This is a genomic window from Nostoc flagelliforme FACHB-838 (assembly GCF_014698065.1).
Lineage (GTDB): Bacteria > Cyanobacteriota > Cyanobacteriia > Cyanobacteriales > Nostocaceae > Nostoc > Nostoc flagelliforme_B.
Genome location: NZ_JACJSI010000009.1, coordinates 1 through 15,339, shown reverse-complemented (window position 1 = coordinate 15,339; position 15,339 = coordinate 1). Strand labels below are relative to the sequence as shown.

Genomic DNA, 15,339 nt, shown 5'->3' with positions numbered 1-15,339 from the left:
CCTTGAAATCTGCTGTAATGATGCTCTCTATAAGATGCTATGTGCAACATCTCATAGAGAACGTCATTGCGAATTATTTTAGTCATCTAATTCTTGAATTAAAGACATAAATCGCTCTAGGGTTTGTGTCAGTTGGTTGAGTTTTTGCAGTGAATCATGGTGAGATTCGGCAAGAGTCTGCATAGCATCACACAAGGCGACAATTTGATAGCCTTGCTGCTGCACCTGCTGCCCCTGTGCTTCTACTTGGATGCTGAGACTTTCCAATCTTTCTGCAAGATGCTCAATTGTCTCAGTCGTAGAGAGTACTGCTTCCCCAATTTGCTCAACAATGGATTCCAAACGATTTATTTTTACTTCGATTCCTGCTGAAATCATTTTTTTAGACCGTAATTTTGAGAGAGCATCTTAGTAAAATCCCTAATACGAATTGAAATAATTAATCTCAGTAAAAACGTTTGTTAAGTAAAGTATATTTAAAATTGATATTTTTAATTAATCTAAATTACCAGTCTAATTAAGCTCCAGTAATTATACCCTTGTTGTTTAACATTTGACTCAGCAATTCACCAAACACTAGTAACAAAAAAAATCTAGGTGTAATTTATTGGAATCAAGAATCACAATTTACGCCTTAAATTTCAGTACAGCGTAAATTTAAGCGTTACTTGAATATTGGGGAGACCTTGTAGAACTATTAATTTTGATGACTATGGGGTTTTCGCGATCGGGCTCAAAATTTTCAAGGTTTTGGAATCTGGTAGAGTTTCAGTAGCACTGAACACTAATTTTAAAAAGGAGGGAAATATGCAGTTACTCAAAATTCTTGTTGTCGCTCTCGTGCTGATGGTGAACCTGGTAATTGCTCAACCCTATTGGGCAGGCAAGGATTTCACTAAAGGGGCTGACTATGCTGAGGTAACTCAGGCGCTGAATCAACTGCTAACTGTAAAGGATACACCTGAGCAATTCCAGCAGCGACTGGCACAATTGCAGTTTCAGAAAAATGTCATAGAAACAGCTAGAAAGCAGGCGCAATGCCGCAATGAAACTGGAAAGACATTGGCTGTCTATGCCAATAAGCCAAAAAAATCTCCAACCAAAATTTACTTTCTGGGAGCATGAACAATCACAGATATCATCTAAATAATCCAACTTTTATGCGATAAACGCATAAAAGTGGAACTCAGGCAATAAAATATTTTAAGGAAAATCTTTAAACATTGAACAAACAACTTTTAAGTAAGGAAAAATTACAAGCCACTCTTGAGAAAATTAAAACCAAGAGTGACGGCTCTCCCGCGACCGATTTGCAGCTAGACAAAACCTTGGTCGAAGAAATTGAACAATTGACGACCGAACTAGAGAGTGTCAATCCCAATCTCAATCCTCTTCTCTACGCTACTTCTTTGCTAGAGGGAGCTTGGCAACTGCAATACTCCACAGCCAGAGAAATCCGTTCTTTAGTTTCTCTCCCATTGGGATTAAAGTTGGGTAAAGTTTATCAAGTGATTGATGTTGCAAATAAATTGTTCTTCAATCTAGCTAAAGTTAAACATTCTTTTGGGCTAGTATCGGGATATGTCAAAGTAACAGCTAGCTTTGAGCCAGCCAAAGAAGGTTTAGAGCCTCTACCGAACAAACGTATCAACATTTATTTTGACAAACGTTACCTATCGATTGAGAAGATTGTTGGCATTAATACCCCCCAACTCAACCCATTCAAAGTTGTCTCTGCAAGTAATCCTACTAGCAGAACTGCCACACTGGATATTACTTATTTAGATGAAACCTTAAGGATTGGACGGGGAGGAGATGGAAGTTTATTCATTCTTACTAAATCCCATGATTTACCTGACTTCACCTTCTCAACTTGAAATTTTTAACGCCGCCAAATGAATATGCCTCCCTCAATCATACATCTTTTCACCAAGGTAAAACCAGGTTCTGCAATGTAGAGCTTAAAACATTAAATTTAAAAGTAGGTCATGGTATAGAAGGAGATATTAATGCCTATCCTATAAGTCCCAGGCAAGTTTTAATTGTTAGGAGTGAAGATATCTTAGACTTATCAATTAAACCAGGTGAATTGCGAGAAAATATTGTGATTGAAGGTAGAGAATTTGATAATTTTATCCCTGGCTCTTTGCTAACCTTTGAAAGTGGTGCAGCAATTCGTTTAACTTTTCACTGCGAACCGTGTAAGCGAATAGCCCACTTGGTAGAATCATTAAAGAGCATCCAAAGCAAAAGAGGAATTTTAGGTGTAGTTATTAAATCAGGTAAAATTCAGGTTGGTAGTAATTTTCAATTTCAAGCTAATAAATTTCCAGCACTATCTGAAAATCCTTATGAACGATTTCTAGATTTTATCATCAAAATTCCCAGTGGAAAAGTAGTTACATATAAACAGATAATCAAAGCTATGGGAGTAGATAATAGCTATTTAAGAGTTATTCCTACATACCTTAAAAAAACCTCTGTTACTAATTATCCGCTATATAGAATATTAGACTCTAAAGGTTATTTGATAAACTATGTTAGCCAACAAAAAAATAAGTTGGAAACTGAAGGAGCCCAGGTTTTATCTGAAGCAAGTTTAGTGAGCAATTTAAACAAAAGTTTTGTCAATATTAAAGATTATCTATGGGAAGATGAGACTCTATATCTAAAATAGATATTGCTGTAAATTTGATACTATTTGCAATATTATTTCGTGCTATGGGAGGGGAAATACTTTGTTTTATCAAGATAATCCCTGATTTTTTATTTGTTTCGATGTGGCTTCCATAAAATCGATAAAAACTTTTATGAGTTTATGAATTCCCTCGCTACCTCCTGCAATTAAGCCTCCTGTCATCAATGCATCTAAACAACGAAAAATAATTAATTGTATGGGATTATCTAAATCAATAACTACAAGTGGCTCAATTGAACGAATACCTATTGCACTCATTAGCAGACCAAATAACAAGGATGTCCATAGAGCAATTGTTCGCGTATCAGATTTATAGGCTGTTCTTTGGCGCTCTTTTTGATTTATCTCATCCATTTGTGGCTGAAATATTTTTAATGAATCTTGTTGACTTTGTGTAAAATTTTGGATTATTTGCTGTTCTAAACTCATTCCTTCAGGTGGAAGTCCACTTATTTGATTTGATTCTAAAGATGGAAACTGTTTTTGTTGCACTTCCATAAGTTTTATCTGCTCAGATATTAGATATTTTTCTTGCTGAATACTAATATCTAATTGCTCGATATATGAACCCCGCCAAGTAGTTATAAAAACTTCTAAAGAACGCTCTACTAACAAAGAAATAAATAACTGTAACGTGAGTAGCTGGATAATATCATTAACCCCAAATGGTTTTAAAACAAATGGTTTAGATGATAACCAAGTTGACAAAGTTACTACTAGAAAACTAATAATGATTAAGACAATAAATAGAGGAGATTCTGGAGAAAGCTTTAGCAACGTATCTATACTCCTGTTTCGCGTCACAATATCTAACACAGCCTAGAGGTGAGAATTACACCTGCTGAGTAACTTAACAACGTTAATTTGATAGAACAGTAAATAATTTATTACTCGACCATTTTTTCTAAAAGTGTGATATGCTACGCCATTGTGGGAGCGATCGCCCCTTAGTAGCAAAAACGTAAAAACTATTGCTATACAACCATTCCAGAAGTAAAGCTAGATCAAGTACCAACTGTAGCAGCAACTAAAAACCCCTCCAAGATTGAAGGGGTTCGAGTAATGTTTGATAATCGGATGGTGATTAGGAGGAGACAGCAGCTTTTGCTTGCCAGTGACGCATTTTGTCATCAAAGTAGCGAGATGATAGTACAGCATTTCATAAATCCGTTACGAACCTCTCAACGCTGTATTTTAGTAAGATAAATGACTGGTGTTGTCGAATGATGTTAGTTGTGACTGGACAGCGTTTAAATAGCCTTTATCATTCAAAGCTTGTGCTGGTAAATTTTTAGCATTAACAGCAGCCTTAACTACATATAGTGCAGTCACGTTTCCCGTTTGGTATTGAGATATCAAAGCGCTACCACTAGAAATGCCCTGTGCTTTCAAATTACCTTGATAAGCTAGAAATGCAGCATCAAAGGGTTTGAGGTAGCTGACATTTGTAGAATGAGTAAATAAATTGTTAGAGTTGATAGTTATAGGTTCGCCACTATTGTTAGTAGCTGTTTGAGCGTCACCAATTCCAGGCAATAAAGCAATAGAAGCAACAATGAGTACAGAATCTATCAAGGTGGAGAGTTTCATAAGATTATTCGTAGTTATAGTAAGGTGCAATTAGTGTTATTGAGTAATAGATTCTTATTTTTTATTAGTCTCAACTTCCTGCAATCGGTTCACCTAGACGGTTGATTTTTGATTCACCCATTCGGGTGAGCTAATTGAGTGCGAGGACTGAAAAAAATGGAGCAAGGGAAAGAGTTGCATCGCTTATGCTGTATTGGTTAATAAATTGCGAGCAAAGTTCAGAACAAGCTTGAACAGATATTTATTTAACAGAGGTAATCTATAAATATATGCAGTGCTGTTGCTCAGTTGTAGGCGTAGCCCAACCCAGCGACAAGTTGGCGCAACCCGCCGCAGGAGTATCTTCAAGCCATCTCCTTCAACAGCAGATTTATTGGTTAACTATGCTTGAATCTAATTTGTCTATTCGGTTTTACCGAACAGACAAATTAGAGCAAACCGTATTTTTTTATATCCAATTTAAGGCGGTAATTATCAATTAGTTGGTGCTAATAACCGAACTTACACCAGGCTCAACGCTAAATAATATGAATATGTAAGCACGAATTGAAGTGCAAAACTGATTAAACAAAAGCTACTTGATGCGAGGAAGAGTTATGACACTAGTTCGTTGGAATCCTTGGAAAGAAATTGACACTCTGCAACATCAACTCAATAGTTTGTTTGAAGATACCAGAGTACCATCTGTATTGTTAGACAGAGGCTTGACTAAAGTACCTGCTGCTGAAATAGAAGAAACTGAAAATGCTATTCATCTAAAGCTAGAATTGCCAGGAATCGAAGCTAAAGACCTGGATGTGCAAGTCACAAAAAATGCTGTTTACGTTAGCGGCGAGCGGAAATCAGGAACTAAAACTGAGGAAAAAGGTGTTACCCGAAGTGAGTTTTACTACGGTAAGTTTCAACGCGTAATTCCTCTATCTGCTCGTATTCAAAATACTAACGTTACGGCAGATTATAAAGATGGCATCTTGAATCTGACACTGCCTAAAACTGAGCAAGAAAAGAACAAAGTTGTCAAGGTTAATTTGGAACAACCTACTGCCTAATGTGTTGTGATTAAATTACTCTACCTCCTTTGATAGATTGAGATAGCTAAGAGCTTGGTTATGCAAATAACCAGGCTTTTTTGTTTTTGTAAATATTGTATATCCAAAGGTGCGATCGCACACACTATACCAGTAGCATCATTAACCATTTCCCCTTAAATTTTGCTGCTGGTGATATTGCTCCTATAACTCTAACTGTTGCTATTAAAAATACTTTAGATTCTTCTGATTTTTTGCATCAAGCCTGATTGAGATACTCGCACCCTGATTCGGGCCATGAGTGGGATTGTTTAATGTTGCGCTATTAAACTGACTAAATATTAACCAAAGTAGTGAATATACTGAAGTCAGTTAGTTATTTTTTTTCATAAATTGGGCAAAGAAATAGTAAGTATTAATCAATAAGTTTATGACAGGCAACCTGAGTTTCGTAGAAGTTCAAAAAGATGGCATAGACAGTGTAGATGGACTTGCTGGTGCTAGAGCCGTCATAGTCAGTCCCGACGGTAAATTCCTCTATGCAGCTGGATATGATGACTCGGCAATAGCGGTGTTTGCACGGGATGCCCAAACAGGCAAGCTGAGTTTTGTAGAAGTTCAAAAAGATGATACGGACGGTGTTGATGGGCTTGTTGGTGCCGAGTCTGTCACAGTCAGTCCCGACGGTAAATTTCTCTATGCAGTTGGATATGATGACTCGGCAATAGCGGTGTTTGCACGGGATGCCCAAACAGGCAAGCTGAGTTTCGTAGAAGTTCAAAAAGATGATGTGAACGGTGTTGATGGGGTTGGTGGTGCTAGAGCCGTCACAGTCAGTCCCGACGGTAAATTCCTCTATGCAGCTGGATATAATGACTCGGCAGTAGCAGTGTTTGCACGGGATGCAGAAACAGGCAAGCTGAATTTCGTAGAATTCAAACAAGATGATACAGATGGTGTTGATGGGCTTGCTGGTGTCTACTCCGTCACAGTCAGTCCCGACAGTAAATTCCTCTATGCAACTGGACTTGATGACTCAGCAGTAGCGGTGTTTGCACGGGATGCCCAAACAGGCAAGCTGAGTTTCGTGGAATTTCAAAAAGATGGCATAGCCGGTGTTGATGGGCTTTCTGGTGCCGAGTCCGTCACAATCAGCCCCGATGGTAAATTTCTTTATGCAGCTGGATATGATGACTCGGCAGTAGCAGTGTTTGCACGAGATGCCCAAACAGGCAAGCTGAGTTTCGTAGAAGTTCAAAAAGATGGCATAGACGGTGTTGATGGGCTTGCTAATGTTGAGTATGTCACAGTTAGCCCCGACGGTAAATTCCTTTATGCAGCTGGATTTAATGACTTAGCAGTGGCAGTGTTTACACGGAATGCCCAAACAGGCAAGCTGAGTTTTGTGGAATTTCAAAAGGATGATACAGATGGTGTTGATGGTGTTGATGGTGCTTACTTCGTCACTGTCAGCCCCGACAGCAAATTCGTCTATGCAGCTGGATATTATGACTCGGCAGTGGCGGTGTTTAATAGCCCTCCTAACAATATGCCAGTCTTGTCCAAGGCGATCGCTGACCAAGAAGCCATTGAAGATAGTGTCTTCAACTTCACCGTCCCAGTTGACACCTTCAGCGATGCAGATGTTGGAGACATCCTCACCTACACTGCAACCCTGGAAAATGATAACCTACTACCCACTTGGTTGAACTTTAATTCTGCTACCAATACCTTCAGTGGCACACCGACAAATAAAGATGTGGGTAGTTTGAACATCAAAGTCACCGCTAAAGATATTGCTGGAGATAAAGCAAGTGATGTGTTTACACTTGCGGTTACTGACAATACTGCTCCTACTATCCAGTCCATTACTCTACTGACAAAAATTACAGGCGATATCTTTAGTGTCAAGACTAAGCTGAATATTAAAGGTGATAAAGTCAAACTCTCAATCAAGATTAAAACCAGTGCTTCCAAAGAGGTGAATGAACTGGGTGTATTTTTCGTTGACGATGAACAAGGTACAATTAACGGCATAGCCCCTGGTGCAGAGGGTTATACGCAAGTGGCTCTTTTGCGTTCAAAGGTGATTTTCTCCACCCTTAGCAATCTGCCTAATGGTTTTAATCCCGCCGACCTGAAAAACATATTAGAATTTGACTCTGATACCAAACTTAGATTTTATATGGTATCCAACAGTACTACTCAGGCTGTGCTATCTGGAAAATCCTCCTTCTCAAGTGTCCTTTTTTCCTCAGCTACAAATAGCAACACAGAAGATGAAGGGTTTTCTCTCAACTTCCAGAATTTGGTTGTAAATATTCAGACAACAGAGCAAGAAATATCTTTAGGTACTGGTCTACAAGGCAAATATCAAGGCGAATTGATTGATTTACGGAGTGTGACACAATCAGTAACAGCCGAGTTTGCAGTCAACAGAGAAGCATCTTACAACAATTTTGTCGGTTTCTATCGAGTAGCTGATGAAAATGGTGGTATTGATACCAATAATGATGGCATAGCAGATATTCTTGTTGGACAGGCTGGTTACACCGAAGCAGCTATAGGTAGGCGGGTTGCAGGCATAGACTTGGCGGTAGACAACCAAGGTACTGCAAAATATACTGGCACTTTCGGGGCTAATTCTTTGTTTGCGCCATTTATTATTGTGGATGGGAAACCCGATGCAATTCTTAATAAGAACGTTTACTTCGCATTTTTGGGTGCTAACTCCGATAAGGTCGATCACATTCGGTTGTTAGCGAATAACACCTTTGGTTTTGAAGATTTAGCAAATGGTGGTGACAAAGATTATAACGATATGATTGTGCAGGTAAATTTAAGTGTCAATTTTGCTTAAAATCGGGTAATTACCTAGCAAAATCGAACAACCTCATCCCAGTTGTGGGGTGGGGTTATTTGATGCGTAGGAATTTAAATAATTTAATATTGATTAAATTAGTAAATTTACTGAAGCCAGTTATTATCTTTCCTTCATAAATTTAATAGTTGATTCGTCTAGAGGGACAAAAAATCTTCGCGTTTACTTTTCCAGTTAATTTTTATTAAATTAAGCTGGCAAAAAAGTGATGGATAATTCTTTCATAATTGGGCAGTAAGTACTGTTTAGCGAGGAAAGTTTACTATCTTTCGCTATTAGTGATAATTTCAATCCGTATATTCAATAATTTGTAAAAAATAATTCTGAAATTTAAAGTTTTTTTTATTACATAATTTGAAAGTAGGGTATTTACTTAGGAAAGCATTTGTGATATTTTCATGTTGATTATCATAAATTTAAATACGCGACACTAAATTAAACAACCGAGTTTCTGTGTATTGATTTGATGATGACTAAACCTATTGCATACTTGCAGCAATGTTAAATTATTGATTTTAAACTTGTATAAATTATGTAGTGTTAACCAAGTGATAACTTGTCCTCGATCTATTTACACTATATTTGCTTTGAACAATGTATAACAGTAGGAACTCTGTCATGTAAATGCAGGTATGTAATTAGACGAAGTAAGCCTCTGTGGTTTTACATATTTAGGCATTGTGAATGCCACAGAAGTGTTGCCACTGCTAGCATAAAAACAAACGCTATCACTGATAGTAAAAGAGGTATTACCTAATATTCTCGACTTTATTCCTCATCTTTTACCTTCTACTTGATTTTATATGACTTATATTAAAAGCACTTTTCCCGAATTTCTCACTACCCTAGAAGGGTTTGATCAGTTACCAGATGGAGCGATCGCTAATCTATCAGAACAGCTACAAGCCTGGCGCTACCGCATAGGTCAGAAAATCATCGGTAAAGAAAGTCTCCCAGAACGCATCACCATAATTTATGAGGGACAAGTGCGCCTGTTGGGATACGACCCCCAGACGCAAATGCCAATCACCCTAAAATTATTGCAACCAGGGGAAATTATCGGCGAAATTGGTTTGTTGCGCGATGTCGCCTGTGAAACAGCGATCGCCTCCACCGAAGTAGTATGTTTAACCTTGAGTGCAGCAGCATATTTTAGCTTTCTAGCTTCATACCCAGCCTTTGCCGAAGCCCGCAAAAATCGCAGTTATTTAGTAGAAGTTTTCGATATTCTCAGTTCCTATTGGCAAAAGCAAGCGATCGCTACTTTAAATCTCAGAGAACTGGCAGAAAAAGCCTTACCACAGGCGAAAATCCATTACCTCCCTTCAGGAAAAACCCCGTTTAACCAAGTGGATAGCAAAAGCGTTTGGTTTGTGAGTGGCGGTGGTACAGTCACAAATTTCTCACCTAGCGATCGCCTAGAATGGGAAGACGACAGAGACAAAATCCAGGTCATAGGTCAAAATCCCGCACGGTTGCTTGGTATACATCCGTCAGATTTAATCTTGGAAGATAGTCATGAGATAGAACTTGCGGTAACTGAAACCAGAATAGATAGAGATAGCGCCAACGACCTAGATGTTATTCCCTACGCATCCGACGAAGTAGTTCCACAGGCAACCCCCCAAAACTCAAAAAATTCCTCAAAACAAAAATACCCGTTTTTTGGCGGCAAGGGAGAACTAAATACAGCCTTCGCCTGCTTCCAAATGATTGCGAAGCACCTAGAAATGCCGTTTCGTCGAGAAGTGGTTCGCCGCATTTTAACTGAGCAAGTCAAGCGTCAGGGAACTATATCGTTTCAAGTTACTGCTTACCTAGCAGAATTAATCGGACTGAAGGCACAGTTAATAGAGCTACCAGTCGCTTCAGTAACGCGCATTCCCACACCAGCATTGATTCGCTATGGTGATAGTTTTGCCGTTTTATATGAAGCGGATGCAAATATGATGGTTGTAGGTGTGCCATCTCAAGGAATTGTGCGCTGTAAACCCGCTCAATTGGTTGAACATTTAGATGTTGATCCAACCGACTTTCCGCCCAAAGTTAGGGTATTATTGCTCACTGCTACTAAAGAAACACCCCAAGAACGCTTTAGTTTACGGTGGTTTATACCCTACTTATCGCGCCACCGTAAAGTCTTGATAGAAGTCTTTATCGCTTCCTTTTTTGTGCAGTTGGCAGCGTTGGCAAATCCGCTAGTCGTCCAGTTAATTATCGACAAAGTTATCACCCAAAATAGTATTGGCACATTACATATTTTGGGAATTTTGCTCTTAGTAGTCGGGCTATTTGAAGCAGTGTTGACTACCTTACGAACCTACTTATTTGTCGATACCACCAACCGGATCGATATGGGTTTAGGGTCGCAAATCATCGACCACTTACTACGCCTACCACTGCGCTATTTTGAACGCCGACCGGTGGGTGAACTTTCTACTCGCATTAACGAACTAGAAAATATCCGTCAATTCCTCACGGGTACTGCCTTAACAGTGGGGTTAGATGCTCTATTTTCAGTCGTCTATATCGGTGTCATGCTGATTTACAGTTGGCAACTCACCTTAGTCGGCTTAAGCACAATTCCTGTGTTTGTGGTAATCACCTTAGTTGCTTCTCCCACCATTAGCAGACAGTTACGTGGCAAAGCCGAACGCAACGCCGAAACTCAATCTTATTTAGTAGAGGTGATGTCAGGAATTCAAACAGTAAAAGCGCAAAATATCGAATTGCGATCGCGCTTTTCCTGGCAAGAGCGTTACGCTAGGTTTGTTGCTGCTGGTTTTAAAACAGTTGTGACTTCCACCCTCGCCAACTCTACTAGTAACTTTCTCAACAAACTCAGCAGCTTACTAGTTTTGTGGGTAGGGGCTTATTTAGTACTCCAAGGAGAATTAACTTTAGGCGAATTAATTGCCTTTAGAATTATATCGGGTTACGTCACCAGCCCAATATTGCGTTTAGCTCAACTCTGGCAAAGCTTCCAAGAAACTGCCTTGTCTCTAGAACGTTTGAGCGATATTGTCGATACGCCACAAGAAGGGGAAACAGACCGCTACAATATACCTTTACCCTCAATCAAGGGAGCAGTGAAATATGAAAATGTTTCCTTCCGGTTTGGCACAAGCGGCCCTCTGCAACTTTCTAATGTCAACCTAGAATTTGCGCCAGGTAAATTTATCGGCATTGTCGGACAAAGTGGGTCTGGTAAAAGTACGATGATGAAATTACTGCTGAGACTTTACGAAACAGAGTCTGGCAGAATTTTAATTGATGGTTATGATATTGCCAAAGTAGAACTTTATTCACTGCGTCGGCAAATTGGCGTAGTTCCCCAAGAAACATTATTATTTGACGGCAGCGTTCAGGAAAATATTGCCCTAACCAATCCCGATGCCACAACCGAAGAAATTATCGAAGCGGCTCAGGTTGCGTGCGCCCACGAGTTTATCATGAACTTACCCAACGGTTACAACACGCGGGTAGGAGAACGGGGTTCTGCACTTTCAGGTGGACAGCGACAAAGAATTGCGATCGCTCGTTCAGTTTTACAAAGACCAAAGTTATTAGTTTTAGATGAAGCAACTAGCGCATTAGATTATCCCACAGAACGGCAAATATGTCTCAATTTAGCCAAAGCGTTCAAGGGTGATACAGTATTCTTTATTACTCACCGATTGAACACTGTAAGTAATGCAGATATGATTGTTGTAATGGATAATAGCAGGGTAATAGAACAAGGCAACCATCAAGAATTAATGGCTACGAAAGGTCATTATTATTACCTGTATCAACAACAAGATGTGAACTTGTAATTTAGTCATTGCTGAAGGCAAATGTTTTTGGCGTTAGTAGTAAACATTGCCCACCCTACAAAAAATCCAAAACCAAAATCCAAAACCCTAAATCGTTATGACTCAAATTAATGGGAATCACCTCAACGGCAATCAGAAAAACGGCAATCCGAAAAACGGACTGAAGCAAGATTCACGGGTACTTACAAAACAACAGAAAGCTGCTCAAGAGTCTTTAAGTCACTCAAACAGTCAGGAATTTGAGCAATCCATTGTCTTGCGCCAATCCCCAATTTGGTCGCGTACAATCATGGTTACACTAATGGGGCTAGCCTGCTTTGCAATTGCTTGGGCTTATTTTGCCAAAATTGAGCAAGTAGTGCCAGCAACAGGGCAATTAAAGCCGCAAGGAACAATCAAAGAAGTTCAGGCTCCTGTTAGTGGAGTTGTGAAAACAGTTAACGTTAAAGATGGGCAAGAAGTCAAGCCAGGAGATTTGCTGCTAACTTTTGATTCCATCGCCCCCGTTGCCGAATTAAATTCTTTAAACAAAATTCGTGTTGCATTAATTAAAGAAAACCAGATTTATCGCCGATTGATGGGTGCAAGTACCGCCACGGGATCTGAACTGTTATATTTGCGCGGCAGTTTGCCACCAGAAACAGCTTTCCTGTTAAAAAGTCGGGCAGCCTTAGTAGCAGAAAATGAATTATTTCGGACTCAATTAAAAAATTCTGGTGAATCTTCTGGGATAGGAGTTGACGAACAACAACTTTTAAGAGTTGCTAAAAAGGAATTAGACTCACGTTCCTCAGCAGCGCGGCTGGAAGTAGAAAAAACCAAAAAACAACTTGCTCAAAATCAAATTAAGCTCGAAGATAGTAAAGCAAGTTTAGCTATTCAAGAGGGAATTTTAGGTAAACTGAAGATATTGGCAGAAGAAGGTGGTATTTCTCAACTTCAGTATCTCAATCAGCAACAAGAAGTCCAAAACCGCACAGCAGAAGTAGCGCAACTAGGTGAGGAGCTAAAACGCCTCCAGTTTGATATAGAAAAAGGGCAACAAGAGTTAAGCAATACAGTCGCTGTTTCTGATAAAAACATTTTGGATAAGATAGGTGAAAACAAACAGCGTATTGCCACAATCGATAGCCAATTCACCAAAGTTCTCCTAGATAATGAGCAACGTTTGGCGGATGTAAATAGTAAAATATCTCAAACACAGTTAAACGTTAGATATCAAGAACTCCGTGCCCCTGTAGCTGGCACAGTTTTCGATTTGCAAGCGAAAAACCCTGGTTTTGTAGCGAATCCTACTACAAAACTGCTGCAAATTGTCCCCAATGAAAACTATATAGCTGAAGTTTTCATCACTAACAAAGATATTGGGTTTGTGCGAAAAGGCATGAAAGTAGATGTCAGAATTGACTCCTTTCCTTACAGCGAGTTTGGCGATATCAAAGGAGAAGTGACTGGGATAGGATCAGACGCATTACCGCCAGATCAAACCCATCAGTTTTATAGATTTCCGGCAAAAGTTTCATTAGATAGGCAATCCCTAGTAATTAAGGGTAAAAACGTCAACTTGCAATCAGGTATGTCCATCAGTGCCAATATAAAAGTGCGCGAAGAACGGACTGTGCTTAGTTTATTCACCGAATTGTTTACTAAGCAAGTTGATGCTCTTAAAGAGGTACGATGAGAAGTCCTGCTGAAGACAGAATTCAGAATACCCCAGCAGTCAAGTCAGGGGTAATACTCACAGAGAAAAGAATTTAATATCACGCGCGTTTAAAATCGAGGAATTTAAACCTCGATTTTCTATGCAGTCGTACAGAATTCATTCTGGATTCTGGCTCCTGAATTCTTCTTCGGTAAAACCGATATCTATGACAGTCTGTTCGGTGACGCAAATTCATCACTCACATCAAGATTTTAAGATGGTTAATTCTCAACGTATCGAACCCGCTCCCGGACAAGAATCAGTTTGGGATTACCCCCGTCCACCTCGTCTGGAGGACACAAGCAAACATATCCAAATAATCTTTAATGGAGTAGTAATTGCAGATACTCAAAGCGCCAAACGTGTTTTAGAAACTAGTCATCCTCCTTCTTACTACATTCCTCCTGCGGATATCAAAATGGAATATCTACACCTGACACCGCAATCTAGCTTTTGTGAATGGAAAGGAAGTGCTAGTTACTACACACTCCGAGTTGGTGATAAAGAAGTTCATAATGTTGCTTGGTTCTACCCAAACCCCACACCAGCTTTCGAATCCATGAAAGACTATGTAGCTTTTTATGCTCATGTCATGGATAAATGCTATGTAAATGGCGAAGAGGTGCAACCACAACCAGGTAACTTCTACGGCGGTTGGATTACCAGTGATATTGTTGGGCCATTCAAAGGCGCTCCTGGTACTTGGGGATGGTGAGCTAATTTTAGATTTTGGATTTTGGATTTGAAATTTTGAATTCAAATTCAAGAATGTTATTTCTAAATCCTGATGAAAGTAGAAGTAGTACCACATAATCGAACATGGCGCGGCAAATTCGATGATGAATCAAAGTATGTTGCGCTTACACTAGGTGAAAATGTAGTTGCTATTCACCATATTGGCAGCACAGCAATTCCACATATCTACGCCAAACCCATTATTGATTTGTTAATTGAAGTTGAAAACATCGCTAAAGTCGACGATCGTAGTTTGGGTATGGAAGAATTAGGTTATCAAGTAATGGGCGAGTTTGGCATACCAGGTCGCCGCTACTTTCGTAAAGAGAATGAAACAGGTACAAGAACGCATCATGTCCACACCTTCACAGCCAAATCACTAGAAGTAGAACGACACTTAGCATTTCGGGATTACATGATTGCACATCCCGAAGATGCACAGAAATATAGTGAATTAAAACGTAAGTTAGCTAAACAATATCCTAACGATATCATCGGATATATGGATGGGAAAGATGGGTTCATCAAAGAGATGGAAAAGAAAGCATTAGTATGGTGGACACTTAATAAATCTGAATAAGATAATCTCCTTTACCCATCTTCCATAAGATTTAAAACTCCAATTCTGTATTCCAGAGATAGACTAATAATATCATGTTCGGCAAATCACTTATAATATGTCATTGCGAATGCAACGAAGTGGAATAAAGCAATCGCAAAGGTTTGGGATTGCCGCGCTACGCTCGCAATGACATAAGTATTAAGTCGAACATGATATCAGGACTTACGCAACTGGAACAAATAGCGAGCGGGGCGTAGCCCTACCACACGACAATTTAAATCAAACCAAGCACATAGGAATACTTGGGCGTTTTAGTTGCTGAATTAAA

12 protein-coding genes are annotated in these 15,339 nt (G+C 39.4%); 9 read left to right on the top strand and 3 right to left on the bottom strand.

The genetic code is table 11. The annotated features are described in order from the left end of the window. Positions 1–78: 78 nt before the first annotated feature. Positions 79–378, bottom strand: coding sequence for a hypothetical protein (locus tag H6G97_RS06960; RefSeq protein ID WP_190939942.1), 300 nt, complete (start codon positions 376–378; stop codon positions 79–81). A 429-nt stretch (positions 379–807) separates the two neighbouring features. Here H6G97_RS06960 and H6G97_RS06955 point away from each other — a divergent pair, with 429 nt between their 5' ends. The 3 genes from H6G97_RS06955 (at position 808) to H6G97_RS06945 (ending at position 2,677) form a co-directional block, all read left to right on the top strand. Then, entirely contained in the window at positions 808–1,125 is a 318-nt protein-coding gene (locus H6G97_RS06955; RefSeq protein WP_242054831.1) for a hypothetical protein, read from the top strand. A 98-nt stretch (positions 1,126–1,223) separates the two neighbouring features. Further along, positions 1,224–1,877: a PAP/fibrillin family protein gene (locus H6G97_RS06950; protein WP_190939941.1), complete on the top strand. Its 654-nt coding sequence runs from the start codon at positions 1,224–1,226 to the stop codon at positions 1,875–1,877. Further along, on the top strand, positions 1,874–2,677 hold the full coding sequence (locus H6G97_RS06945) for an MGMT family protein (protein ID WP_242054830.1): 804 nt from the start codon (positions 1,874–1,876) through the stop codon (positions 2,675–2,677). The genes H6G97_RS06950 and H6G97_RS06945 overlap by 4 nt, the downstream gene beginning before the upstream one ends. A gap of 69 nt (positions 2,678–2,746) precedes the next feature. Here the strand turns inward: H6G97_RS06945 and H6G97_RS06940 are convergent, their stop codons facing one another. Both H6G97_RS06940 and H6G97_RS06935 read right to left on the bottom strand, forming a co-directional pair. Continuing rightward, a complete protein-coding gene (locus tag H6G97_RS06940; RefSeq protein ID WP_190939940.1) occupies positions 2,747–3,475 on the bottom strand; it encodes a hypothetical protein in 729 nt (242 codons plus the stop codon). 417 nt (positions 3,476–3,892) lie between these two features. After that, a complete protein-coding gene (locus tag H6G97_RS06935) occupies positions 3,893–4,288 on the bottom strand; it encodes a hypothetical protein (protein WP_190939939.1) in 396 nt (131 codons plus the stop codon). Between the two features lie 596 nt (positions 4,289–4,884). Between H6G97_RS06935 and H6G97_RS06930 the strand changes: the two genes are divergently transcribed. The 6 genes from H6G97_RS06930 (at position 4,885) to H6G97_RS06905 (ending at position 15,029) form a co-directional block, all read left to right on the top strand. Beyond that, on the top strand, positions 4,885–5,337 hold the full coding sequence (locus H6G97_RS06930; RefSeq protein WP_190939938.1) for an Hsp20/alpha crystallin family protein: 453 nt from the start codon (positions 4,885–4,887) through the stop codon (positions 5,335–5,337). 409 nt (positions 5,338–5,746) lie between these two features. After that, positions 5,747–8,176, top strand: coding sequence for a beta-propeller fold lactonase family protein (locus H6G97_RS06925; RefSeq protein WP_190939937.1), 2,430 nt, complete (start codon positions 5,747–5,749; stop codon positions 8,174–8,176). A gap of 824 nt (positions 8,177–9,000) precedes the next feature. Then, positions 9,001–12,012 (top strand): peptidase domain-containing ABC transporter, encoded by a 3,012-nt coding sequence (locus tag H6G97_RS06920; RefSeq protein WP_190939936.1) that lies wholly within the window; start codon positions 9,001–9,003, stop codon positions 12,010–12,012. A 97-nt stretch (positions 12,013–12,109) separates the two neighbouring features. After that, positions 12,110–13,693 (top strand): beta-barrel domain-containing protein, encoded by a 1,584-nt coding sequence (locus H6G97_RS06915; RefSeq protein WP_190939935.1) that lies wholly within the window; start codon positions 12,110–12,112, stop codon positions 13,691–13,693. 238 nt (positions 13,694–13,931) lie between these two features. Beyond that, complete coding sequence (locus tag H6G97_RS06910; protein ID WP_190940028.1) at positions 13,932–14,429, top strand: DUF427 domain-containing protein; 498 nt, start codon at positions 13,932–13,934, stop codon at positions 14,427–14,429. A 72-nt stretch (positions 14,430–14,501) separates the two neighbouring features. Further along, positions 14,502–15,029 (top strand): GrpB family protein, encoded by a 528-nt coding sequence (locus H6G97_RS06905; protein WP_190939934.1) that lies wholly within the window; start codon positions 14,502–14,504, stop codon positions 15,027–15,029. Positions 15,030–15,339 lie beyond the last annotated feature (310 nt).